Origin of the sequence: Campylobacter sp. JH23, from assembly GCF_017846595.1 — a bacterium.
Classification (GTDB): domain Bacteria; phylum Campylobacterota; class Campylobacteria; order Campylobacterales; family Campylobacteraceae; genus Campylobacter_D; species Campylobacter_D coli.
Genome location: NZ_JAEQBP010000002.1, coordinates 62,661 through 86,117, shown reverse-complemented (window position 1 = coordinate 86,117; position 23,457 = coordinate 62,661). Strand labels below are relative to the sequence as shown.

General features: G+C 31.0%; 21 protein-coding genes. 7 read left to right on the top strand and 14 right to left on the bottom strand.

Annotated features, from left to right (window positions below; genetic code table 11):
- Positions 1-19: 19 nt before the first annotated feature.
- From KAR88_RS02050 to KAR88_RS02020, 7 genes are all read right to left on the bottom strand, one after another.
- On the bottom strand, positions 20-1,507 hold the full coding sequence (locus KAR88_RS02050) for a type I restriction-modification system subunit M (protein WP_192801867.1): 1,488 nt from the start codon (positions 1,505-1,507) through the stop codon (positions 20-22).
- Positions 1,508-2,578 carry a Fic family protein gene (locus KAR88_RS02045; protein ID WP_192801317.1) on the bottom strand — a complete coding sequence of 357 codons (1,071 nt, stop codon included), beginning with the start codon at positions 2,576-2,578 and terminating at the stop codon, positions 1,508-1,510.
- A gap of 119 nt (positions 2,579-2,697) precedes the next feature.
- Positions 2,698-3,921: a restriction endonuclease subunit S gene (locus tag KAR88_RS02040; protein ID WP_192801318.1), complete on the bottom strand. Its 1,224-nt coding sequence runs from the start codon at positions 3,919-3,921 to the stop codon at positions 2,698-2,700.
- Positions 3,922-3,934: 13 nt separating this feature from the next.
- Positions 3,935-4,699, bottom strand: a complete 765-nt coding sequence (locus tag KAR88_RS02035) for a hypothetical protein (RefSeq protein WP_002798167.1) — start codon at positions 4,697-4,699, stop codon at positions 3,935-3,937.
- Between the two features lie 4 nt (positions 4,700-4,703).
- Entirely contained in the window at positions 4,704-5,303 is a 600-nt protein-coding gene (locus KAR88_RS02030; protein ID WP_002787643.1) for a DUF6037 family protein, read from the bottom strand.
- 91 nt (positions 5,304-5,394) lie between these two features.
- Complete coding sequence (locus KAR88_RS02025) at positions 5,395-6,990, bottom strand: RNA-directed DNA polymerase (protein ID WP_002787644.1); 1,596 nt, start codon at positions 6,988-6,990, stop codon at positions 5,395-5,397.
- Positions 6,980-9,298 carry a type I restriction endonuclease subunit R gene (locus tag KAR88_RS02020; RefSeq protein WP_192801319.1) on the bottom strand — a complete coding sequence of 773 codons (2,319 nt, stop codon included), beginning with the start codon at positions 9,296-9,298 and terminating at the stop codon, positions 6,980-6,982. The genes KAR88_RS02025 and KAR88_RS02020 overlap by 11 nt, the downstream gene beginning before the upstream one ends.
- A 133-nt stretch (positions 9,299-9,431) precedes the next feature.
- Between KAR88_RS02020 and KAR88_RS02015 the strand changes: the two genes are divergently transcribed.
- Positions 9,432-10,511 carry an NAD(P)-dependent alcohol dehydrogenase gene (locus tag KAR88_RS02015; RefSeq protein WP_060794110.1) on the top strand — a complete coding sequence of 360 codons (1,080 nt, stop codon included), beginning with the start codon at positions 9,432-9,434 and terminating at the stop codon, positions 10,509-10,511.
- On the opposite strand, the gene KAR88_RS02010 is transcribed toward KAR88_RS02015, so the two are convergent.
- Positions 10,512-10,964, bottom strand: a complete 453-nt coding sequence (locus KAR88_RS02010) for a lipocalin family protein (RefSeq protein ID WP_002846086.1) — start codon at positions 10,962-10,964, stop codon at positions 10,512-10,514.
- A gap of 123 nt (positions 10,965-11,087) precedes the next feature.
- Here KAR88_RS02010 and KAR88_RS02005 point away from each other — a divergent pair, with 123 nt between their 5' ends.
- The 3 genes from KAR88_RS02005 to KAR88_RS01995 all read left to right on the top strand — a co-directional run bounded on the left by KAR88_RS02005 (position 11,088) and on the right by KAR88_RS01995 (position 13,909).
- The gene (locus KAR88_RS02005) at positions 11,088-12,278 is read left to right on the top strand and encodes an MFS transporter (RefSeq protein WP_060794111.1); all 1,191 of its coding nucleotides are present in this window, start codon (positions 11,088-11,090) and stop codon (positions 12,276-12,278) included.
- Between the two features lie 16 nt (positions 12,279-12,294).
- Complete coding sequence (locus KAR88_RS02000) at positions 12,295-12,876, top strand: NAD(P)H-dependent oxidoreductase (RefSeq protein ID WP_002781045.1); 582 nt, start codon at positions 12,295-12,297, stop codon at positions 12,874-12,876.
- 133 nt (positions 12,877-13,009) lie between these two features.
- Positions 13,010-13,909, top strand: a complete 900-nt coding sequence (locus KAR88_RS01995) for a DMT family transporter (RefSeq protein ID WP_002790391.1) — start codon at positions 13,010-13,012, stop codon at positions 13,907-13,909.
- Here the strand turns inward: KAR88_RS01995 and KAR88_RS01990 are convergent.
- The 6 genes from KAR88_RS01990 to tupA form a co-directional block, all read right to left on the bottom strand.
- The gene (locus tag KAR88_RS01990) at positions 13,906-14,670 is read right to left on the bottom strand and encodes a putative hydro-lyase (protein ID WP_002785821.1); all 765 of its coding nucleotides are present in this window, start codon (positions 14,668-14,670) and stop codon (positions 13,906-13,908) included. The genes KAR88_RS01995 and KAR88_RS01990 overlap by 4 nt on opposite strands.
- 8 nt (positions 14,671-14,678) lie before the next feature.
- Positions 14,679-15,644 (bottom strand): biotin-dependent carboxyltransferase family protein, encoded by a 966-nt coding sequence (locus KAR88_RS01985; protein WP_002779515.1) that lies wholly within the window; start codon positions 15,642-15,644, stop codon positions 14,679-14,681.
- On the bottom strand, positions 15,625-16,365 hold the full coding sequence (pxpB, locus tag KAR88_RS01980; protein ID WP_002787656.1) for a 5-oxoprolinase subunit PxpB: 741 nt from the start codon (positions 16,363-16,365) through the stop codon (positions 15,625-15,627). The genes KAR88_RS01985 and pxpB overlap by 20 nt, the downstream gene beginning before the upstream one ends.
- Before the next feature lies 1 nt (position 16,366).
- Positions 16,367-17,536 (bottom strand): NRAMP family divalent metal transporter, encoded by a 1,170-nt coding sequence (locus KAR88_RS01975; protein ID WP_002781022.1) that lies wholly within the window; start codon positions 17,534-17,536, stop codon positions 16,367-16,369.
- Between the two features lie 21 nt (positions 17,537-17,557).
- Entirely contained in the window at positions 17,558-18,328 is a 771-nt protein-coding gene (locus tag KAR88_RS01970) for a 5-oxoprolinase subunit PxpA (RefSeq protein WP_192801320.1), read from the bottom strand.
- Positions 18,329-18,686: 358 nt separating this feature from the next.
- Positions 18,687-19,496: a tungstate ABC transporter substrate-binding protein TupA gene (gene tupA / locus KAR88_RS01965; protein WP_002787659.1), complete on the bottom strand. Its 810-nt coding sequence runs from the start codon at positions 19,494-19,496 to the stop codon at positions 18,687-18,689.
- Positions 19,497-19,578: 82 nt separating this feature from the next.
- Here tupA and tupB point away from each other — a divergent pair, with 82 nt between their 5' ends.
- The 3 genes from tupB to acs all read left to right on the top strand — a co-directional run bounded on the left by tupB (position 19,579) and on the right by acs (position 23,375).
- Positions 19,579-20,265 (top strand): tungstate ABC transporter permease TupB, encoded by a 687-nt coding sequence (gene tupB, locus KAR88_RS01960; RefSeq protein ID WP_192801323.1) that lies wholly within the window; start codon positions 19,579-19,581, stop codon positions 20,263-20,265.
- Positions 20,266-21,261 (top strand): tungstate ABC transporter ATP-binding protein TupC, encoded by a 996-nt coding sequence (gene tupC, locus KAR88_RS01955; RefSeq protein WP_002787662.1) that lies wholly within the window; start codon positions 20,266-20,268, stop codon positions 21,259-21,261. It abuts the gene before it with no gap.
- 140 nt (positions 21,262-21,401) lie between these two features.
- Entirely contained in the window at positions 21,402-23,375 is a 1,974-nt protein-coding gene (acs, locus tag KAR88_RS01950; RefSeq protein WP_002803255.1) for an acetate--CoA ligase, read from the top strand.
- The last annotated feature ends 82 nt before the right edge of the window (positions 23,376-23,457 follow it).

Sequence of the window (23,457 nt, the reverse complement as noted above, 5' to 3'; positions counted from 1 at the left end):
CTTTCTAAAATTCAGTAGTTTAGATAATATTTTGTATTTTTTGCAAAAGCTCATTGGCTTTTTCTTGATTTGCCTTTAAAGTGCTTAGGATTTCTTCTACTTCACGCAAGGTTTTTTCTTCCTTGGAATTTGGATTTTTAGCACTTAGATCATAGTTTCTTTCTTCAAGTTCTTTTATGCTAACTAGATAAGAATGAGGAGTGATTTTTCTTTCCTTATAGATTTTTAAAAATTCCTCAAAATGTGCGTATTCTAAAGGCTTGTTTTTGGTGAGTTTAAAAGGCGGTATAAGCTCATAATAATACACCTTATCATCTTCACCGCAAATACTTCTTTTTCCTTTTGAGAAAAAAAGCACATTGGTTTTTACCGCACTATAAGGCAAAAATACTCCGCTTGGCAAGCTTAAAACGCATTCGAGATTGAAATTTTCTAGCAAGTCTTTTTTCACGCTTACAAAGGCATTTGAATTTTGAAAAAGCACGCCCTCAGGCACTATTATAGCACATCTTCCGTTGTTGCTTAAAGATTTTAAGATATGTTGTAAAAATAAAAGCTCAGTAGCGTTTGATTTTACGGGAAAGTTGTTTTGAATTTGTTCTTTTTCCTTGCCTCCAAAGGGTGGATTTGCCAAAATCACTTCGTATTTTTCGCTTTGGGTTATGTCTGTGATTTTTTTATTTAGAGTGTTTGTTTTGATGATATTTGGAGATTTTACCTCGTGCAAGATCATATTCATCACACCCATTGCGTAGCTTAGTGGGGTTTTTTCTTTGCCAAATAATGCATCATTTTGCAAAAATTCAAGCTCTTCTACACTCAAATTTGCTTTTTTGTTTTTAGCCCTGTCTTCATACAAGATATGCAAAAAACTTTCTACTAAAAACCCACAACTCCCACAAGCAGGATCATAAATCCTTTCTTTTGCTTTAGGATCTATCACTTCTATCATAGCTCTTATCAAAGGGCGTGGCGTGTAAAATTCTCCACTATTTCCCCCATCGCTTCCCATATCTTTTAAAAGCTTTTCATAAACTTCACCCAAAGCAAATACATCACTTTCTTTACTAAAGCTTAGCTCATCGACTAAATTTATAACCTCTCTTAAAGTGTGTCCATTGGCTATGCGATTGTCTATAAACTCGAAAATTCCGCCTATTTTATACTCTATGCTTTTGAAATTTTCATTATCTTTGAAGCTTTTTAGATATGCAAAAAGCTCGTTATTTACAAAGCTAAGCAAATCATCTCCGCTTAAAGCATTTTTTACATCAAGTTTGCCTTCGCTTGTTTTTGGAGCTGCCCATATTCTCCAGCTGAATTTTTCTTCTAAAATGCTTTTATATGCTTTATCATTTAAGATAGCTTCTAGTTTTAATTCTTCTTCATAATCATCTAAAAATTTTAAAAACAATATCCAGCTGATTTGCTCACTATAGTGCATCGCACCGCTTATACCATCATCGCGTCTTAGTATGTCTGTGATTTTGTCGATTTTATTTTGCATTTAAAAAATTCCCTTTTTAAAAAGTCTTAAAAGTTCTATATTTATATAATAATGATTTCTACCTATTTTAATGCATTCTAATACCCCTAAATTTTCACAAATTTTAAGATATTTTGAGGCACTTTGCCTAGAAATATTTAATTTTTCTATCAAAAAATCTATCTTTGTATAAGGATGAGAAAACAAAAGCTCTACAAAGTTTTTACTATAAAAATTGGTTTTATTTTGCAAAATTTCGCTTACATTTAGCATCATTTTTTCTATCGTGGCAATAGTTTCAATAGTTTTTATAGCAGTTTGCTCTACGCCTTTTAGTATGTATTCTATCCATTCTAAAATCGCTCCTTCATCTCGCACTTTTTGCAAAAGACTATAATACTCCCCTTTATTTTTTACAATATAAGCACTCAAATATAAGATAGGCAAATCAAGCAAGCCTTTATAAACCAAATAAAGTATATTTATAATCCTGCCTGTTCTGCCATTGCCATCATAAAATGGATGAATGCTTTCAAATTGATAATGAATGATTGCCATTTTTACTAAAAAATCTAGTTCATCTAAAGTATCATCGTTAATGTATTGCTCTAAATTTCTCATAAGCTCTTGTATGTCGCTATGATTTTGTGGGGGTATGTGTTTGATTTCTCCTGTGATAGGGTTTTTAAGCATTGTGCCACTTTGTTTTCTAAAGCCTGCATTGTTTCTTTCTAATCTTTTTTGAATTTCTAAAATATGTGCATTTCTCAACAAACGCTCTTTTTTTAAAAGCTCATACCCTTTTTTCAAAGCATTTTCATAGTCTTTTACTTCTTTTGCTGCTCTTGTAAGTTTGCTTTCATCGATTTGAGATAAAAAAAGCTCATCATGTGTTGTGATTATGTTTTCTATCTCACTTGAATCTTTTGCTTCTTGCAAAATTAAAGCATTGATTAAAATGTTTGGATTAGGGATACTTTTGCTAAGTCCATTGAGTTCTGCTAATTTTCTTGAAGCCTTGATGATAAGGCTGTAAATATTTGAATTTAATTCTATATTTAGAGGTAGTTTTGGCGGTATGAATTCTTTCATGATTTTTCCATATGTTAAAATTTCTAAAAATTTTTAACATTATAAAAGAATATGTTAAAAAAACAAAAATTTTTAACATATCTAGCTAATGTGTTAAAATTTCTAAAAATTTTTAACATTTATAAATTTCCTTTAAAAGCTTTATCTAGTAATGAATTTTTAAGCTCTTGCAAGTCTTTTATCTGTGCTTGATAGTTTTGCTTTAAATTTTTTACATGAGAAGAAAGCTCATCTAAATGCGAAGCGATTTGCTCTTGCTCTTTGATTGGGGGTAATGGGATTTGTAATTTAGAAAATTCAGTTTTATTTATAATTGGCAAAGTTGTTTGAGAAGCATTCTTTTTTAGAATTGTTTGAAAATAATTACTCAAACATACAAAAAATAAATACTTTGAAGTAAAAGCAGAATTTGGAATAATTGCGTTAATTTGTTGATTGCAACTTCCATTAACTCCACTTAATCCTACTTTCCCAATAGAAGCACCTATACAAACTACCAAAATTGTATCTTTTGGTAAATTTCTTGCATTGTCAAAGCCTAATTTTGATAAGTTATCACTAGCATATTTTATTATCATATCTCCATTTAAATCACTAGGCTTAAACAATGGATACTCATTTCCATAAAAATTAGGATTATTTTTACTAGGTGTTGTTCCAGTAATTATTTCTCCAATTTCCCCTAAGCTTTTCCATTCCCAACTTTGTGGGAGCTTGTAGTTTTCTTTGGCATTGTCTTTTAAGGGATTGAAAGCTTTTTGTAAGGCACTTTGCATTAACTCATCTAAATTTAGCAAATCCTGCTCTAAGATTTTTATACTCTCATCTATCTTTGCAAAACTCTCATCTAAAATTCCCACTATCCTTTCTTGTTCTTTGAGTGGGGGCAGTGGGATTTCAATTTGTTTGAGTTTATCTATATTTAAATTTTTTACAGTAGAACCAGAGGCTTGGTAGGATAAAAAGCTATACATAAAATTACTAGAAAATAAATAGTAAAAATATTCCTTATTTAGATTAATTTTTTCTTTTAACAATAGCCAACCATCGTGAATTGCACCTTTTTGTAATTTTACAATAACAGGTTTGCCAAAACTCATTGAATTTGAAACCAATAAATCTCCCTCAATGACTAATTTACTTTTTTTAAGTCCTTCTTGTATGATTTTTTCTTCTGTTTTATAGAGATATTTTTGATTTTTTATATCGCCGATTTTAATCCAATTTATACCATCTTCTTTATCTGTTAAAAATTTTTTAATAGGTCTAGGAGAGCCCCCTCTTTCAATATTAAAAATTTCTCCTAAGCTTTTCCATTCCCAACCCTGCAGTAAATTTATCATTTTATTTTGCAACCTAAATATTTTTATTTTTAATATCTTTAATAGAAATAATTTTGTAAATTTTTGGCACATTGTTTTCATAAATAACTTGTAAATCAACATTGTATAAATGTAAATGCGGATTGTGCTCTTCTAAAATTTGTTTTTTTAAATAATCACTAGAAAATTCAACATTTAATTCTTTATTATAAATATTTTTACATAATAATTTATTTCCACGCTTATCATCGGTTCTTGTTTGTGTAAATTCAACAAGTATATTTTGAAAATATTTATATGTTTGCAATTCTTCTTTAGTTTTTCTTTCTTTATTTTCAATATAACTATAAATTTTTTTTTGGACTTCTGCTGCTTCTTTACTTATAACACTAAAACATTCAGAATCACTATAACCATTTTGAATAATAACTGTAGAATTATTGCCTATGCTTATAATTGGTTGTATTATTTTACTGGTATTTTTTGCATCATCAATATTAATTTGATTAGTATTATTATCAAATTTATTATCCTTAAAAAAACTATAACAATTTTTTAAATTTTTAATAAAATCAATCGCTGAATTAAAATTTTCTATATAAGGTAAAGTTAATCCTAAACCCAAAACAACAATATCAAATTCATAACTACCTTTTCTAACTTCACTAATCTTTATAGAAGCCTCATTGCTAATAATACTTTTCCTATACATATTTTGTATAGCTATTAAACTTTCAGCTAACTCTTTTATATCGATAGGTTGCTCGGTATCTATTTTATAGGTTAATATATTATTCATATCGCTATCCATTTATTATTTCAATATCTTCTATATTAGTATATTTGGAAGAATCTTTATTATTTGTATAAACAACGCTTATATTTTTATCTTTTATAATTTTAAAAATATCAGGATATAAATACTCCGTCTTATCCCTATTTTTTTGCGACACATGCTTACCGCTATTAATCTTATTCCAATCTATCAAGTGTTTAACATATATCAAATCAGCATCCTCAAAATTTTTTATTTGAGAAATGATATGTCTTAAATTACTATTTAAATCATATTGCACAATTGCAGATGGAATTGCGCTATTTAATTCTTCAAAAAATTTCTTTGTGCTAAAAGGAGTCGCGCCACCACCTTTTATATCTAATATATCTAATAATATCTGATATTTTTCTTTTGAAAGAAATATATCTAGCTTAAAGCCATTTAAAATATCTAGCAACAAAGTTTTATTAGAATACTTTTTAATTATAAGCAATTTAAATGGTTTTGGGTTTATATCAAACATTATTTCCAATTCAATTCTATTGTGTGTATAATTAAATATACAATAAGTCATCTGCTTATTTTTTATATCTTTGTATAAGTTTTCCAATCCTGTCATTTTCATTGCTTCTCCTTTTTTAATTCAAATAACTACTTTTTTAATCAACTAAGATTTTATTTAAAATTCTAAATAACCTAATACATTCTTATAATTATTACTGAAATTCCTGTCTAATAAAAGATATATTACTATTTTTTATTTGTTTCCAATCTTTACATTTATTAAGTGCACTAGGGTCTTCTCTGGATAAAACTTCATAGGCAAACAACCAATATTCATCATCTAGAATTTTAAAATTTGTATTTTTTGAAGTTGTATTTATAATAAAATTATTTGCTATTATTTTATATTCTTCTGTATCCTTATTATTCTTTTTATCATAAAGGTAACACAATAACATTAAAATGCAATCTTCTTTTCTTTTTGCTTCTTCTAATAGATTAATTTTTTCTTTTAATTTAAAATTATATTTTAGTGCAAAATAAAGAGCATAAGACATTGCTTCATAGTTTCTTTTTTCTTTGCCTAGATTAAAAATATCTGAAGATATTTTTTCTATATTTTCTTGTGTAATAAGCTCTTTTTCATTAAATATTTTATCTAACAAAAAAATCAAATATGGGTATAGTAAAACTAAATGATGAATTATGTTAATAAAATATTTTTTAGCGCTTGGGGTCATTTTCTTTTTAATTAAAATTTTAAATGCATAGTTTAAAATAGCAGCATTGTTTTTGTTATCTTTCATTAAGTTCAAAGCCATATCTAAAAATGGCATTATTCCAGTATATTTTATTCCACCACTATAAGAATCTAATTTAAAAAGCTTTAGCTTATTTTTCCATGGTTTTTCAAATGAGCTAGGTAATTTTATAATTTCTGTTTTTTTATGATTTAAGGATAACCCATATTTTTTAAGTTCTATGGATAAATCTAAGAGAAATTGTTCAGCTTCTTCGTGAGACTTAACATAACAAGTATAATCATCTATATTTCTAATATATTTATATTTTTTACTAAGTTTATAATCAACTGCAACCAAAATAATCTCTGAGATTAAGTTTGAACTATGAGGCCCTATTAAGATTCCATGTGTTTCTCCATAATTAAGCCATTGTGTAGCATTATCTATCTTATTGTAATATAATTTCGTAAAACCTTTATTTTTTTTAGCACCAATTTTTCCAATTAAAACCCAAGGTATCGAGTGTGTGTATATGCTAGGAAAGCAATTTGAAATATCTGCATTTACCTTATATCCTTTACCAATAAAAATTTCTTGTTCCGGCGTCCCATCAAGTTTATAGTTTTTAAAATTCATAATGAAAATTTTTTCTATTTCTACATCGTAATATTTATTATCAATAAGTTTTTTTTCATATAGCTTTCTAATATGAATACGACTAATCTTATATTTATTACTTTTTGTTTTTTTGTAAAAATATCTTTGTAATTTTTTCCAATATTCTTTTAAAATTTTACATTGTTTATAATATGCAAATGGATTTGGTATTGATAAAACTCTAGGAACATTAATATTTCTCATGCTTTCGTATTTAATATATCTGTATTCTTTCTGTTCAAAAGATGGCTTATTTGATTTGCAGAACTCAAAAAAATATTCAGAAGTTAAAAAATTTGGTATTCTATCTGCAAACATTCCATATCCTAATAATCCTTCATAAAGTTCTTCCTTAGACAGTTCTTTAAGACACTCATAATATGTCTTTATATTATCTTTATCTTGCATAAATCTCCCTTTGCAAATCGTCTACACTTTGCTTTAAATTCTCCACCCCGCCAAATTCACTGACTATTTCTTTTACATTACCTAAAGAGCTAAGCTCTATCAAAGGAGCTAAGCTTCTATCAAAATCTTTTATGCCGTATTGCTGATATCTACCGAGTAAAAATTCTATGAATTTCAGAGCTTTTTCTTTTTGGAAGCGTTTTAAAAATTCACTCTTTTCTACTTGCAAAACGCGTTCTTGTCTTGTTTTGATCTCAGCATTAAAACTCAAATGCGCCAAAACATCATATATATCACAATCCTTTTTATCAAAAATTTCACCCAAATCTTTCAAGGCATTTTCATCCACTCCATCTTTTTCAAGGGTTTTTAAGAAATTCAGCCTAGTTTCTTGTTTGCTCCAAATTTCACGAAGTTTTACTTCATCGTCGTAGTATTCTGCTAGCTTGCCTATCAAAAATTCTAAAAATTCTTTAGTGCTAAGTGGTTTGCCATTACTTCCTAGATAGCTTGTGTTTATGTCAAGCACTTTGAGTTTTGTGCCTTTTAAATGCACGGTGATTGCTTTTTTGCTTTCTGTTTCTTTTGTTTTGTCTGATTCTTTTTTATTTTGCTTGCCCCAAATTTCGCTTTTATCTTCTTTATCTTCATCTTTGACTTGTTCGCCATCCCATTTTGGATCATAAAATAACTTTGTTGCACCTACAAAATCTATGATGGTAAAAAAGTCTTTTCCTTCATACACTCTAGTGCCTCGCCCTATGATTTGTTTAAATTCTATGATAGAGCCTATATTTGCCAAAAGTACTATGTTGCGGACATTTCTAGCATCTACGCCTGTGGTTAGCATTTTAGAGCTTGTAAGGATTACAGGATAGCTTTTGTCATTGTCTTGAAATTGTTTTAAATATTCAAGTCCTATCTTACCCTCATCGCTCGTAACTCTTACACAATAATCATCTCTTTTAACACTTTTAAATTTATTAATAGCTCTTTTTATATCGCTTGCGTGAGCTTGATTGGCACAAAAGATGATGGTTTTATCCATAGGATCTATAAGTTTTAAAATTTCTTTAGCTAGAAAATCATTATATTGAGGTAGATGGATATTTCTTTCAAATTCACTCATTTTATAAAATCCTTTTTCTAGCTCTCCTTCTATGAGATCATCAGGATTATATACATAGCCTTCGCTAAGTGTGGTGGTGATGCGTTTTACCTTATAAGGGGTTAAAAATCCATCTTCTATACCCTCTTTTAGGCTATACTCATACGCACTTTCACCAAAATACCTGTAAGTGTCTACATTATCACTCTTTTTAGGTGTGGCAGTAAGTCCTAAATGAGTAGCTGATGAAAAGTGCTCTAGTACGCACGCCCAGTTTCCTTCTTCGTTTGCTCCGCCTCTGTGACACTCATCGATGATGATAAGGTCAAAAAAATCTTTTGGGTATTGTAGATAAAATTTGCTCTCTTGTTCTTCTTGGGTATTTTCTTGATCTTTAGAATTTGCAGCTAGACTTTGATAAATTCCAAAGAAAACATTTGCGTTGGTGATGATTTTTCCATCATTTTTTCTAATCTCTTCTGCGCTGATTACTTTACAATCGCTTTCTACTGCGTTAAATTCTCCCAAAGCTTGATCTCTTAAGCTCACTCTATCGCATAAAAACAATATTTTAGGTTTTTGGTCTTTGTTTTCTTTATTCCATCTTGCTTCAAGCAAACGATAACACAAAGCAAAAGCTATAGTCGTCTTACCTGTGCCGGTAGCAAGGGTAAGTAAAATTCTATCTTTACCATTGATTAAAGCTTCTATGACTTTATCTACGGCTATTTTTTGGTAGTATCTTAATGTTTTTTGAGGTATGTATAATTCTCTTTGAGTTAAAAGTTTGTATTGCCATTCTTTTAAATTTCCATAAACTCTTTGAAAAAGTTCGTTAGGGCTTGGAAAATTTTCTATATACTCACCCCTTGAAACCCTTAAATCATACTCATAAATTTTATCGCCATTAGTGCTATAAACAAAAGGCACATTTAAAGTTTTAGCGTATTCTATACCTTGAGATAAGCCATCTAAGGCGTCTTTGTTTTGTTTTTTAGCTTCTATGATGGCAAGATTGTTGTTTTGAAATTTGAGCAAATAATCTGCAAATTTTCTTTCAGCTCTTTTGTTGCCTATGAGTTTGCGTCCATCGGTGAAATAATAATTCCTTATGATATTTTCTTCACTCCAAGAACTAGCATAAAGCTTTGCGTCTATAAGCTTAACCCTTGTATCATCTTCTGAATATAAATTTTGCATTTTTACCCCAAAGTGAAATTAAATTTTGTAATTATAACATTTATAATAAATTTTTAAAAAATTTAATTTCCCTCTTGACTTATAGTTACTCTAATGTTTTATAATTTCAAAAATCAAAAAATAAGGAGAGAAAATGGACTCTAAAATCTTTTTAGAAAATGGTCGCATTCAAAGCAAGGGCTATGCTATGCTTAGCAAAGATGCGAAATTCACACCCTTTGAATTCACACGTCACGCTGTGGGTGATAATGATATTTTGATTAAAATTTTATACGCAGGAATTTGTCATAGCGACATCCACACTGCAAGAAGCGAGTGGGGAGAAGCTGTGTATCCTTGTGTACCAGGGCATGAGATAGCAGGAGAAGTGATCGCAGTGGGTAAAAATGTGAGCAAATTTAAAGTAGGGGATTATGCAGGGGTTGGCTCTATGGTAAATTCATGCGGAGAATGCGAAGCATGCAAAAAATCCCAAGAGCAATTTTGTGAAAAAGGACAAACCATCTATACTTGCAATAGCTGCGATATTTTTCATGATAATGAAAACACCTATGGAGGCTACTCAAACAACATAGTCGTAAGTGAAAAATTTGCTGTTTGTGTGCCAAAAGATGCACCGATGGAAAAAGTCGCGCCTTTGCTTTGTGCAGGAATTGCCACTTATTCTCCGCTTAAATTTTCAAACATTAAAGCTGGCTCAAGCGTAGCGGTAGCGGGATTTGGCGGAGTTGGTATGATGGCGGTTAAATATGCTGTGAAAATGGGTGCAAAAGTAAGTGTTTTTGCTAGAAATGAAAACAAAAAAGCCGATGCTTTGGCTATGGGCGTGAGTTCTTTTTATACAAGCACAGATAAAAATGCTGTAAAAGAACGCTTTGATCTTATCATCTCTACCATCCCAACTCCTTATGATCCTAGTGCTTATATGGATTTGCTTAAATTTGGCGGTGAAATGGCGATAGTGGGCTTGCCACCTCACGAAGTTGCTCCAAGTATCAGCGTGATAACCTTTGTGCATAAAGCGGGTAAAAAAGTCTATGGTTCACTAATCGGCGGAATCGCAGAAACTCAAGAAATGCTTGATTTTTCTTTAAAACATAAAATTTACCCTGAAACCGAACTCATCACTTCAAAAGATATCGACAAAGCTTATGAAAATCTCACTTCAGGAAAAGCAAAATTCCGCTATGTGATCGATATGAGAGATGAGTAATTAATACTTATCAAAAACTATATCGCTAATGTCAAAACCTTTTTGCTTAGCGATATCTAAAAGTTTATCTATCTCTTTTTTATCGATGATTTTTCTAGATAAAATCCAAAGATACTCTTTATCAGGACTTCCAACGACAGCGACTTCATAGTTTGTGTCTATAAAGAGAATTTCATAATTTGTTTTATTAAATAAATTCATAAAAATGCTAAATTTCACCGATAAAGCTCTTGGGGATTTTACTTTGGCTTTGCCTTGTACTTGCGAAACCTCTCCATCTTTTTTAACACAGATATTTTTTATATTTACAACAGAGGTAGAGCCTTCGTATTCTAGTTGATATTCAGCTTTAGACTGAACGCAAGATTTTTGAAAAAATGCAGGTTTTCTAGCCATTTCAAGCCAAGTTCCCATATATTTTTCTAAATTAACATCTCCTATAAGTTCTATCATGATATCCTCCTTTTGTTTTTTGAAATATTCTTTATATCTGATTAAATCATCACTTTATGTATTGACATTATAACTTGCATAAATTAAAATTGCGAGTTTAATTTTTCGAAAAAGGTTTTTTTAATGCAACAATCAAGTATAACTATAAACAATACTTATCAAATCAAGATCTTAATCACGCTTTGTCTAGGTGTGTTTGGGCTTATCAGTATGGAGCTTGGGGTGATGGGGATCATACCGCTTATATCGGAGAAATTTGGCGTGAGTGTTAGTGATGCGGGGTGGAGTGTGAGTATATTTGCACTTATTGTAATGTGCTGTGCGCCTATAGCACCTATGCTTTGTGCGAATTTTAATCCTAAAAAGCTTATGTTATTTTGCTTAGCTATTTTTTCTCTTAGCTCTTTGGCAAGCATGTTTGTAAATGATTTTTGGCTTCATTTGATCTTAAGAGCTATCCCTGCTTTTTTTCATCCTATTTATCTTGCACTTGCTTTTAGCACAGCCGCAAATTTAGCAGATGATAAAAGTAAAGTACCCCATATAGTCGCAAAGATTTTTATGGCTATTAGCGCAGGTTTGGTTCTTGGTGTGCCCCTTAGTAGTTATTTTGGTGGGAATTTTAGCTTTGAAATGGCGATGGCTTTTTATGTGGTGATCAATTCTTTAGCGTTTTTTATCACTTTGTTTTTTATGCCTGAATTTAAAAAGACAAGTAGGATAAAGGTAGGAAAACAGCTTTTAAGTCTAAGATATGCGCTTTTGTGGATTTCTATGCTTGCTGTTTTTTGTATTTCGACTGGATATGTAGGATTTTATTCTTATTATTCTGAATTTTTATTTAGCGTGAGTAAAATGAGCTTTACAAATATCAGTTTAGCACTTTTTATTTATGGTTTTGCAAGTATTATTGGTAATAATATCGCAGGAAAAACTTTAGTCAATCACTCAAATCAAACGCTTATATTTGCTTCTATGGCAATGATTTTGATATATGCTTTGATTTTTGTAAATGCAGCGCAATTTGCAATCATGCTTACATTAAGTTTGATTTTGGGAATTGTAAATGGGGTTATGAATAATGCAATGCATTATATCATCACTTTTCCTTTCCCTAGGGCAAAAGATTTTACCAATGGGCTTTTTATAAGTGTTTCAAATATTTCTATCAGCGTAGGTGCTACTCTTTGTGGCTTAGTCATTTCTATAAAAGAAACTAAATACATTGCGATAAGTTCTATCATCATGGTGGGCTTAGGGCTTATTTTGGTATTGGTTAGAATGAGATTAGAAGATAAAAAATTAAAAATTTAATTATAAAGGAGAAAAGATGAAAAATATACTTTTATTAAATGGAGCAAAAAGTTTCGGACATTCAGGCGGTAAGCTAAATGATACTTTGCATGAAGTAGCAAAAGAAAGCCTTTTGAATTTGGGATTAAAGGTCGATGAAACCTATATCGATAAGGGATATGATATAGAAAATGAAGTTGCAAAGATACTTAATGCTGATGCGATCATCTATCAAATGCCAGGATGGTGGATGGGTGAGCCTTGGATAGTGAAAAAATACATTGATGAGGTTTTTACTGCAGGGCATGGAAAATTTTATGCAAACGATGGTAGAAGTAGAGAAGATGCAAGTAAAAAATATGGCAGCGGCGGACTTGTAAATAATAAAAAATATATGTTTAGCCTTACTTGGAATGCACCACTTGAAGCCTTTAATGATAAAGATCAGTTTTTTGAAGGTGTGGGCGTAGATGGAGTGTATTTGCATTTACACAAAGCAAATCAGTTTTTAGGTATGAAGCCTTTGCCGACTTTTATTTGCAATGATGTGATGAAAAATCCACAAGTAGAAAAATACATCGAGGATTATAAAGCGCATTTGCAAAAAGTGTTTAGCTAAGCTAAATAGCAAATGTAAAATTTGCACCATTTCATAGATGATTTTAAATAAACATTAATTCATGCTGGGTTATTATTTAACCTAGCATTTTGATATCATAAAAACATTCTTATTTATTTCAAAGGTAGTATAAATGGATCGTTCAAAATATTTATTTATCTTGCTTGTTATTGCTATGTTTTTATGGGGTTCTTCATGGCCGACATCTAAGATTTTGGCGAACTATACAGATACTTCTATTATTACCTTCTGGCGTTTTTTCTTTGTTGTATTGGGTTCATTTTTTGTTTTAAGCTTTTTAAAAATTCCTTTTAGACTTGAAAAAAATGCTTTAAAATGGGTCTTGATAGCAGGAGTTTTAAATGGACTTTATGCCTTTGTATTTTTTATCGCTATAAAGCATGGTTTAGCAGGTAAAGGAGGGGTTTTAGTAACCACTATGATCCCTATATTTTCTTATTTGATATTTGTGATAGCGATATTCTTTCAAAAAGATAAAAAATCAACTCACAAGATCACAAAGAGTGAAATTCTAGGCTTATTTTTGGGTTTGATTTCAGGGCTTTGTTTGCTAAATTTAGGCTCTATGGAAGAGCTTTTGGGTAAGTTTAATGCTTTGTTTTTAAGCTGTGCTTTTATATGGGCTTTAATGGCTGTTTTTACTCATAAAGCAAAAGGAACTCATCCTTTGGCGATCAATTTTTATATCAATCTTATGTCATTATTGATGTTTTCATGGGTGTTGTTTGATCTTAAAAGTTATGAGATCTTTCAATTTGATTTTAAATTTTGGATCAATCTTTTTGTGGTGGCTTTTTTATCTACGGTGGTAGGTACGAGTATATATTATTATGGAATTCATATTTTAGGAAGTGTAAAAGCAAATTCTTTTGTTTTAATCACTCCTGCAAGTGCTTTGATTTGTAGCTTTTTTATCTTAGATGAAGTGCCTACTATACTTACTTTAATAGGCTGTGTTTTAGCGATTTTTGCTATATATTTTATCAATATTTATGGCAAGAAAAAATCCTAAGATTTTAAAGATGAATTTAAAATATCGCTTATAAACATATGCCCTGGCGCATGGGTAATCACAAAAGGCAATTTTGCTTTCATTATCACATTTTGTGGAGTTACTCCGCAAGCCCAAAATACAGGAATTTCGCCTTCTTTTATAATAGGATCATCACCAAAATCAGCTTTTAAAATATTATTTATACCAATTTCCTTAGCATTGCCAATTTGCACAGGAGCTCCGTGAACCAAAGGAAAATTAGCAGTGATTTCTTTAGCTTTTTTGGCATTATCAGGAGTAAAGGGACGCATGGAAACAACCATTTCACCGCTAAAAACTCCTACACTTTTGCAAGCAATATTGGTTTTATACATTGGCACATTGCATTTATTGCTAATATGTCTTATTTCTAAGCCTTTTTCAAGTAAAGCTTCTTCAAAAGAAAAGCTACAACCCAGTAAAAAACCTATCAAATCATCGTTATAATACTCGCTTATATCGTAAGCTTCTTTAGTTTTTATCCCATTTTCATAGATAAAATATTTTGGAATATCGGTGTAAATATTTGCATTTTTGGCAATTTTTTGAGTAAATTTACCATGTACTATTTCTAAAAGTGGGCAGGGTTTTGGATTAAGCATGCAAAAGGTTTGAAAGTCTTTAGCGTATTCTTTGGGTAAAATCACCAAATTTGCTTGTGCGTAGCCTAAGGCCATGCCTGAAGTTTGTTCTTTTATCTCACCTTTTGCGATTTTTTCTCTTAGTTCTTTTGGATTCATCTTTATCCTTAAATCAAATTTTCAAAATCAAGATTGATTTTTTTATCCAAAGTCTTAAATTTTTCTTCCCTTTGCTTATAAAGTTCTAAAGCATTTTGCATGCTAATGTTTTCAAATTTAAAATTTGTTCCTAATTTCGCTTGTGCAAGCAAAGGCAAGTCATTTTCTATAACAGAGGCTATTTTTGTATAACCTCCAGTGCTTTGTCTTCCTGCCATTAAAATGATAGGTAGGCCATTTTTTGGCACTTGAATACTTCCAAAAACCGCAGGATCTGAAATAATATCGGCTGAATTTTTATGTTCTATCGTAGTTTTAGCTTCTGCATAAATTGCCATTCTATCGCTTTTTAAGCCTATTTTATAACTAGTATTTAAAAAGGTATTTAAGCCATTTTGCGTAAAAGCATCATCATTTATGCCTAAAATAACACGGATAGTGGGTTCTTTAGCAAATTGAAAAACAGGATTTTCGCATTCTCTTTTTGATAGATTAAAGGGGATAAAGCTGTTATTTAGTTCTAATACATCATCCTTTTGCAAAGCTCTTCCATTAAATACCCCAACACCCATTTTTACATCGCTTGATTTTGAATTTAAAAAGCTTTTTATCTTAAATCCACCCGCTACGCATAGATAGCCTCGAAAACCTATTTTTGCTAAACCAAGTTCTAAAATATCACCCTTTTTTGCTTGATAAACTTTGCAAGTTTGAATTTTTTTATTATTTAATTTAGCTTCAAATTCTGCCCCGCTTAATACAAAATAGCTTTCATCTAAAAATTCGTATTTTCCACCCTTTAAACAAAGCTCAAGTCCTGCTTCATCTTGTTTATTTCCAAGTAAGATATTTGCAATCCTTAAAGAAAGTTCATCCATCACACCGCTTCTTGCTATGCCTAATTTAGCATAATTTTTACGCCCAAGATCTTGTATGGTGGAATTTATAGAAGCTTCAATGACTTTTATACTCATAAATTTCCTTTTGATAAGCTTTTTTTAAAACTTGTTCTTTAATATCGTAAAATTCATCTTTTGAAATGGCCTTAAATTTTAAAAGCATTCCCGCTTTTAAAAGTGTAGGATTTTTCTCATCCTCTTTGTTAAAAAATTCCAAAGGAGTTCTAGCAATGATTTGCCAACCGCCTGGGCTTGAAATCGGATAAACTCCTGTTTGCTTATCGGCAATACCTACACTTCCTGCCTCAATTTTAGTTCTAGGGCTTGCAAGTCTTGGGGTAAAAAGTCTTTCATCAAGTCCTCCAAGATAGGGAAAACCTGCCATAAATCCTAGCATAAAAACAAGATAATAGGGTTTTGTGTGAAGATTTATCAATTCTTCCTTGGAAAGATTGTGATATTTGCATACAAATTCTAAATCAAGCCCAAATTCTTCATCATAACAAAGTGGAACTTTAATACAGAGATTGGATTTTTTCTCCGTTATTTTAATATCCTTTTTGATTTTTTCCAAAAAATCAAGTAAAGAATTTAAGGATAATACGCAAGGATTAAAATAAATAAGCAAGCTAGAATAAGCACTTACAAGCTCATCTATGCCATAAATTTCATTTTCATTTATGCCTTTTTGAATTCTAGCTTCTGTACTTAAAACCAAAGCATTAATTTGAGGTGAAATTTCTTGTTTAAAGCGCAAAAGCACCGCTTTACTTCCACTAAAATGTACGCTAAACATTTTACATTAACTTTATCATAGAAAGTACAGATAAATAAGACATCAAAGCCACGATCAAAAGCCCAAAAGCACTCATCCATTTAGGATGTTTATAGTCTCCAACTACGCTTTTTTTATGCGCTGCAATTATCATTATAAATAGGGTAACAGGCAAAATCCAACCATTGATCGTCCCAACGATGATTAATATACTTGCAGGAGATTTTCCAAGTATATAAAAAACTAAAGTTGAAACAATAATGAAAAAAATTACCACAAAGCGGTTATATTTTTCAATCCAAGGGTGAAAGGATCTTATAAAAGATACAGAAGTGTAAGCAGCCCCGATAACTGATGAAATAGCAGCTAAAAATAGTACTACGCCAAAGATTTTTAAGCCCAAATCCCCTAAAGCATGATGAAATACTGAACCAGCAGGATTTTCTTTATCCAGTATAAAACCAGAACTAACTACTCCTAAAACTGCTAAAAACAAAATCACACGCATGATTCCTGTGATGATGATTCCGCTTACTGCAGCTTTATTAATATAGTTTAAATTTTCTTTTCCATAAAGCTTTGCATCTATAAGTCTGTGCGCGCCTGAAAATACTATATATCCACCCACTGTTCCGCCTACTAAGGTTACTATAGAAATAACATCAATTTGTGTAGGTATAAAGGTTCTAAAAAGAGCTTCGCCAATGGGAGGTTTTGAAGCAAAGGCTACATAAGCAGTAAGTACAATCATCACAAAACCTGCTAAAACGATGAATTTATCCATCAATTCCCCAGCTTTTTTAAAGATAAAAATACCAATAGCGATAATAGCGCTAATAACTGCTGCATTTTCTACGCTAATACCTAATACTATATTTAATCCAAGCCCAGCTCCTGCTATGTTTCCTATATTGAAGAAAAAGCCACCTAGTGCAATTAAAAAAGCTACAAAATAGCCCAAATTAGGTAAAACCATATTGGCTACTTCAGTTCCTCTTTTTCCACTTATCCCTATAATGCGCCAAATATTAAGCTGTGCTCCTATATCCAAAATAATAGAAACAAGTATTACAAAACCAAAACTAGCCAATAAGCTTCCTGTAAATGTTGCTGTTTGGGTTAAAAATCCAGGGCCAATAGCAGAGGTTGCCATCAAAAAAGCAGCGCCCAAAAGAGCGGTTTTGTTTATCATTTTTATCCTTTCTTATAGTTTTTAATTTATAAAATCATTTAAGGCTTTTATTTGAATTTGTTCTTTTGTTAAATTTTCTTTGATTTTTTTAACAAATTCTAATGCTTTTATACCATCTCCATGCACGCAAATACTATCAGCTTTTAAATCCACTTCTTTGCCATTTATGCTTGTCACTTTGCTTTCTTTTATCATTTTTATCACGCGTTTTATCGCTAAATCTTCATCTGCGATAACTGCACCTTCAAGTTTTCTTGAAACCAAAGTACCATCATCATTATAAGCGCGATCTGCAAAAACTTCGTTTGCGTATTTTAATCCCTTTTTCTTTGCAACTTCTTCCATAGCAGAATTACTAAGCCCTAGAAAAATAATACCATCATCAAAACTAGCCACTGCTTCACAAAGTGCTAGAGCTAGATTTTCATCTATTGCAGCCATATTATAAAGTGCACCATGGGCTTTAAAATGTTGTATTTTCATACCTTTGGCTTTGGCAAAAGCAAATAAAGCTCCCAATTGATATAAAGCATAATTTTTAGCCTCTTCAAAGCTTATTTGCATATTGCGTCTTCCAAAACCCAAAAGATCAGGATAAGATGGATGTGCTCCTATACAAACATTATTTTGCTTGGCTAAGTTTAAGGTTTTATCCATCACACAAGGATCACCCGCATGAAAGCCACAAGCGACATTTGCAGAGCTAACAAATTTTAAAATTTCTTCATCCATACCCATTTTATAGACGCCAAAGCTTTCTCCTAGATCACTATTTAAATCTACTTTAAACATTTTTTACCTTATTTGTTTAATATAATCTTAACTTTTATTGTATCTTTTTTTTAACCAGACTAAGAATGATATTTTTTTAAAAAATGTAAATTTTATAAAAAATATAAAATTTATTACAAATTGTAATAAATATGAAATTAATAAATATGTTATAATTTAACTATAAAAATATTTTAAGAAATCAAAACAATGCAAGAAAATACTCAAAGACATATACAAAATATAAAAATATCAGCTCTAAGCGGTGTGGGAATAATTTTTATGCTGATATATTTTTTATCCTCTTTTTTTATCATTGTTGTATTTAAAATGAAAAAGATAAAATGAGTTTTTAAGCAAGGAAATTCCTTGCTTGAATTTAATCTTTTCTTGTTTTTGCATCCACTATAAATAAAGGTTTGTTAAGAAGTTTAAACTCACTGATAACATTCAAAGTCTTATCGCTTGTTACCCATTTGATAAATTTGCTAGCCTCTGTGTAATTTACATTTTTACAATGCTTTGGATTTGTAGCGATTATAGAGTAGAAATTTTTAAGATTGTCATCGCCTTCATTTACGATCACTAAATTAGGATTGCCTTTTTCATTGGCTTCGTATTTGATATAAGTGCCACGATCGGTTAAAATCACGCCTTTTTTTTCTTCTGCGATTTTGATACTTGCTAACATTCCTTGTCCGCTTTGTTGATACCAGCTTTCTTTTTCGGGTACACCACCAAGATCTTTCCAAAGAGCTTTTTCTTTGTTATCAGTGCCTGATTTATCGCCTCTTGAAATGAAAGTAAGTTTTTCATTTTTGATAAGTTCTAGGCTTTCTTTTAAAGTTTTATCTTTAAATTTAGGAGCTAAAGATTTATCTGCGATAATGATAAAATCATTATACATTACAGGCGTTCTATCTACGCCAAAACCTTTGCTCACAAAGTCTTTTTCTGCTTTTGGAGAATGCACAAAAAGCACATCAGCATTGCAATCTTCACCCATTTTTAAAGCCGCACCCGTTCCTACAGCGACCCATTTTAAGGTATTGCCACTTTCTTTTTCATAGAGCGGTTTTAAAGCATCTAAAAGTCCTGTGTTATCGGTGCTTGTTGTAGTTGCCATTCTAAGTTCTGCTGCGCTTGCACTTAAGGCTAAGGCAAGAGCTAAAGAAATGATTTTTTTCATTTTGTCTCCTAATTAAAATTTTACTTAAAAAATATTGTAACATAATTATGCTAAAATTACTTATTTAAAATAAGGAAACTTTTTGGATTATATCTTAGAAGGCTTTACTCAAGCTCTATTTTTGCTTTTTAACGCTGATGAAAGCGTTATTTCTGCAATCAAAACAACACTTTTTAGCTCCAGCATTTCTATCGTTTTATCTTTGATTGTAGGTTTTCCTTTGGGTTTTGCTTTAGGTTTTTTTGAATTTAAATTGAAGCGTTTTATAAAACTTATAGTTGATACCAGTCTTTCTTTTCCTACGGTTGCGGTTGGGCTTATACTTTATGCTTTGATTTCAAGTCGAGGACCTTTGGGAGAATTTGGACTACTTTTTACTATAAAGGCTTTAATTTTAGGGCAGTTTATCTTAGCGCTTCCTATAGTGATCGCACTTTTTTCTAATTTGATAGAAAATATGAATAAAAAACATTTTTTACTTATAAAATCTTTTCACCTAAGTCCTTTAAAACTTGTTTTAACGATGATTTATGAATTACGCTTTGCTTTGATTAGCGTCGTTGCACTAGCTTATGGACGCATTGTAGCAGAAGTAGGAGTAGCGATGATAGTGGGTGGAAATATCAAATACGATACTAGAACTATTACCACAGCCATTTCCCTTGAAACCAACAAAGGTGAATTTGCTAGCGGTATTGCTCTTGCTTTAGTTTTGATTTTCATCGCTTTTATTTTAAATTTTATTATACACAAACTCAAAAGATATTAAATGATAGAACTTTGTAATTTTAAATTTAATTATGGACAAAAAAATATTTTAAATATCAAACACTTATGTTTAGATACTGATAAAATCAGTATTTTAATGGGTTCAAATGGAAGTGGAAAATCTACACTTTTAAGAATACTCAAATTTCTTGAAGGAGAATTTGATAATATCACTTATTTTGGCAATAAGCATTTAAATTCAGATGAAAAACGCCAAATTTACTTACTATTTCCCGAGCCTGTCTTTTTAAATCGCAGTGTAGAAAAAAATTTTTATTTTTTGTTAAAAACTTATAAATTAGACAGCAAAGAGATTAAAAAACGCCTTAATGAGGTTTTAAATTTACTTGAAATTGATAGAAGTTTGTTAAAAAAATATCCTAGCGAGCTTTCATCTGGACAAGGGCAAAAAATAGCATTTGCTTTAGCTTTAAGTGTTAGAGCGAAGTATTATTTACTTGATGAGCCAAGTGCTTTTTTGGATAAAGATACGATGATATTGTTTAAAAAAGCTATTTTATATATGCAAAAAACATACAAAAGTGGTTTTTTAATCGCTAGTCATGATAAAAATTTCTTAGACTCTTTGGCGCAAAAAAAATATTATTTGCATGCAGGAGAGATTTTAGAATTTGAAAATACAAATATTTTTGAACTCGAAAACAAAGGTGTGAATTTTAGTAATTTTATAGATTTTAGTATGTGTAAAAACTATATTTGCAAAGATGAAATTTCAAACAAAATAGCTATCGATCCTTATAAAATTTCTTTTTTATATCCTGACGATTTTTCCAAACAAACATTTGATTTTATACTTCAAAAATGTATCATCATAGCACTTAGAACAAGAAAAGAATTTGTTTTTATCAGAGTGGAGTGTGGAGGTAAAATTTTAGAATTTGCCTTAGAATCAGAGCGATTTAAACAAGAAAAACTAAGCTTGTATCAAGAACTTTGCTTAGTTTTTAATGAAGAGGCTATTTGTTTCTTAAATTAACATAATTTAGAAATGTTTTCTTTAATTTATTACAAATATTCACATTTTTGTAATTTTCTTCATTAATTATTTTTAAATTTGTATAAAACACAAAAAAAGTCTTATATAATGTTTATAAATAACTTAAAGAAGGAGGATTTATGCGTTATCAAAATACTCAAGGACTTTTTAAACCTAACAAACAACTTTCTCGCAACGCAAGAATAAAAAATTTATGCGAATATTATGACTTATGCGATGAGGTAAGGGAAGATTTTGAAGGTTTTTGGAAAAGACAAGCTCTTGAAAAAATTGATTGGTTTTCGCCTTTTTCTCGTGTTTTAAATGATGATAAAGCCCCATTTTATAAATGGTTTGAGGGTGGGACTTTAAATGTAAGTTATCAGTGCTTAGATCGCCATATGAAAACAAGACGCAATAAAGCTGCTATTGTTTTTGAAGGGGAAATGGGTGATTATGAGGTTTATACTTATCGTAGATTATTGCATGAAGTTTGCAAGGCGGCAAACTTACTTAAACGCTTTGGTGTAAAAAAAGGCGATAGGGTTATAATTTATATGCCTATGATTCCAGAAACGGCTATTGTTATGTTAGCTTGTGCAAGAATTGGAGCTATTCATAGTGTGGTATTTGGAGGCTTTTCGCCTGAAGCTTTAAGAGATAGAATCATAGATGCAGGAGCCAAACTTGTAGTAACAGCCGATGGAGCTTTTCGTCGTGGCAAGCCTTATATGTTAAAACCTGCTGTTGATAAGGCTTTGAGTGAGGGTTGTGAAAGTGTAGAAAAAGTGCTTATAGTTATACGCAATAACGAACCTATAGAATATGTCAAAGGAAGGGATTATATCTATAATGAGTTAGTAAAAAATGAATCTTATAAATGCGAACCTGAAATTATGGATAGTGAAGATTTGTTATTTTTACTTTATACTTCAGGTTCTACGGGCAAGCCAAAAGGAGTAATGCATGCAAGTGCAGGTTATATACTTTGGGCGCAAATGACTATGGAATGGGTATTTGATATAAAAGATTATGATAATTATTGGTGTAGTGCAGATGTGGGTTGGATCACAGGACATACTTATGTTGTTTATGGCCCTTTAGCATGTGGAGCAACTACTATTATGCATGAAGGAACGCCTACTTATCCAAATTCAGGGCGTTGGTGGAGAATGATAGAAGAGTATCAAGTGAGCAAATTTTATACTTCGCCTACTGCTATAAGAATGCTTCATGCAGATGCTCCTGATGAGCCTAAAAAATATGATTTAAACACTCTTGAAGTGCTTGGAACTGTTGGAGAACCCATCAATCCTAGCGCTTGGCAGTGGTTTTATGAAAATATAGGAAATTCAAAATGCTCCATCGTTGATACTTGGTGGCAAACTGAAACAGGAGGGCATATGATAACACCTTTACCTGGAGCTACTCCTTTAAAACCAGGTTGTGCTACCTTGCCTTTACCAGGAATTTTTGCCGAGGTTATTGATGAAGAGGGTAATGTAAAAGATGTGGCTGAAGATGGCTTGCTTTGTATTACCAAGCCTTGGCCTTCGATGATTCGTGGAATTTGGGGAGATGAAAACCGCTATATAGAAAGTTATTTTTCACAAGCCAAAAAAGAAGGAAAGCCAGTTTATTTTAGCGGGGATGGGGCTTTTTATGATGATAATGGCTATATTACTATCACGGGAAGAACTGATGATGTGGTAAATGTTGCAGGGCACCGTATAGGAACAGCTGAAATAGAAAGTGCCATCGCTAAACATCCAAGCGTAGCAGAATCAGCAGTTGTAAGTGTGCTTGATGCGATTAAGGGTGAGTCTTTATTTGCTTTTGTGGTTTTAAATCCAACTTCAAGTTGTGATTTAGGAGGGGCTATAGAAACCTTAAAAGAATTAAATGATATTTTAAGAGCAGAGATTGGACCTATAGCTAAGATCGAAAAAATTCTTTATACTACAGGCTTGCCTAAAACAAGAAGTGGTAAGATCATGAGAAGAATTTTAAGAACCATAGCAAGGGGCGAGGAATTAAAACAAGATATTTCAACTCTTGAGGATTCAGGAGTGGTTCAAAGTATTATCGATGCAGCTAAGATAGGAATTCAATAAGGCAAAAAATTCTTTGCCTTATTTTTAAATACATGTTAAACTTAGTTTTGATTTATTTAAAAATTGTAGTTTTTGGTTATAA

What these genes read in the sequence shown, in the direction of transcription:
- KAR88_RS02050 (WP_192801867.1), bottom strand. Translation starts at nt 1,507, where the DNA reads ATGCAAAATAAAATCGACAAAATCACAGACATACTAAGACGCGATGAT.
- KAR88_RS02045 (WP_192801317.1), bottom strand. Translation starts at nt 2,578, where the DNA reads ATGAAAGAATTCATACCGCCAAAACTACCTCTAAATATAGAATTAAAT.
- KAR88_RS02040 (WP_192801318.1), bottom strand. Translation starts at nt 3,921, where the DNA reads ATGATAAATTTACTGCAGGGTTGGGAATGGAAAAGCTTAGGAGAAATT.
- KAR88_RS02035 (WP_002798167.1), bottom strand. Translation starts at nt 4,699, where the DNA reads ATGAATAATATATTAACCTATAAAATAGATACCGAGCAACCTATCGAT.
- KAR88_RS02030 (WP_002787643.1), bottom strand. Translation starts at nt 5,303, where the DNA reads ATGAAAATGACAGGATTGGAAAACTTATACAAAGATATAAAAAATAAG.
- KAR88_RS02025 (WP_002787644.1), bottom strand. Translation starts at nt 6,990, where the DNA reads ATGCAAGATAAAGATAATATAAAGACATATTATGAGTGTCTTAAAGAA.
- KAR88_RS02020 (WP_192801319.1), bottom strand. Translation starts at nt 9,298, where the DNA reads ATGCAAAATTTATATTCAGAAGATGATACAAGGGTTAAGCTTATAGAC.
- KAR88_RS02015 (WP_060794110.1), top strand. Translation starts at nt 9,432, where the DNA reads ATGGACTCTAAAATCTTTTTAGAAAATGGTCGCATTCAAAGCAAGGGC.
- KAR88_RS02010 (WP_002846086.1), bottom strand. Translation starts at nt 10,964, where the DNA reads ATGATAGAACTTATAGGAGATGTTAATTTAGAAAAATATATGGGAACT.
- KAR88_RS02005 (WP_060794111.1), top strand. Translation starts at nt 11,088, where the DNA reads ATGCAACAATCAAGTATAACTATAAACAATACTTATCAAATCAAGATC.
- KAR88_RS02000 (WP_002781045.1), top strand. Translation starts at nt 12,295, where the DNA reads ATGAAAAATATACTTTTATTAAATGGAGCAAAAAGTTTCGGACATTCA.
- KAR88_RS01995 (WP_002790391.1), top strand. Translation starts at nt 13,010, where the DNA reads ATGGATCGTTCAAAATATTTATTTATCTTGCTTGTTATTGCTATGTTT.
- KAR88_RS01990 (WP_002785821.1), bottom strand. Translation starts at nt 14,670, where the DNA reads ATGAATCCAAAAGAACTAAGAGAAAAAATCGCAAAAGGTGAGATAAAA.
- KAR88_RS01985 (WP_002779515.1), bottom strand. Translation starts at nt 15,644, where the DNA reads ATGAGTATAAAAGTCATTGAAGCTTCTATAAATTCCACCATACAAGAT.
- pxpB (WP_002787656.1), bottom strand. Translation starts at nt 16,365, where the DNA reads ATGTTTAGCGTACATTTTAGTGGAAGTAAAGCGGTGCTTTTGCGCTTT.
- KAR88_RS01975 (WP_002781022.1), bottom strand. Translation starts at nt 17,536, where the DNA reads ATGATAAACAAAACCGCTCTTTTGGGCGCTGCTTTTTTGATGGCAACC.
- KAR88_RS01970 (WP_192801320.1), bottom strand. Translation starts at nt 18,328, where the DNA reads ATGTTTAAAGTAGATTTAAATAGTGATCTAGGAGAAAGCTTTGGCGTC.
- tupA (WP_002787659.1), bottom strand. Translation starts at nt 19,496, where the DNA reads ATGAAAAAAATCATTTCTTTAGCTCTTGCCTTAGCCTTAAGTGCAAGC.
- tupC (WP_002787662.1), top strand. Translation starts at nt 20,266, where the DNA reads ATGATAGAACTTTGTAATTTTAAATTTAATTATGGACAAAAAAATATT.
- acs (WP_002803255.1), top strand. Translation starts at nt 21,402, where the DNA reads ATGCGTTATCAAAATACTCAAGGACTTTTTAAACCTAACAAACAACTT.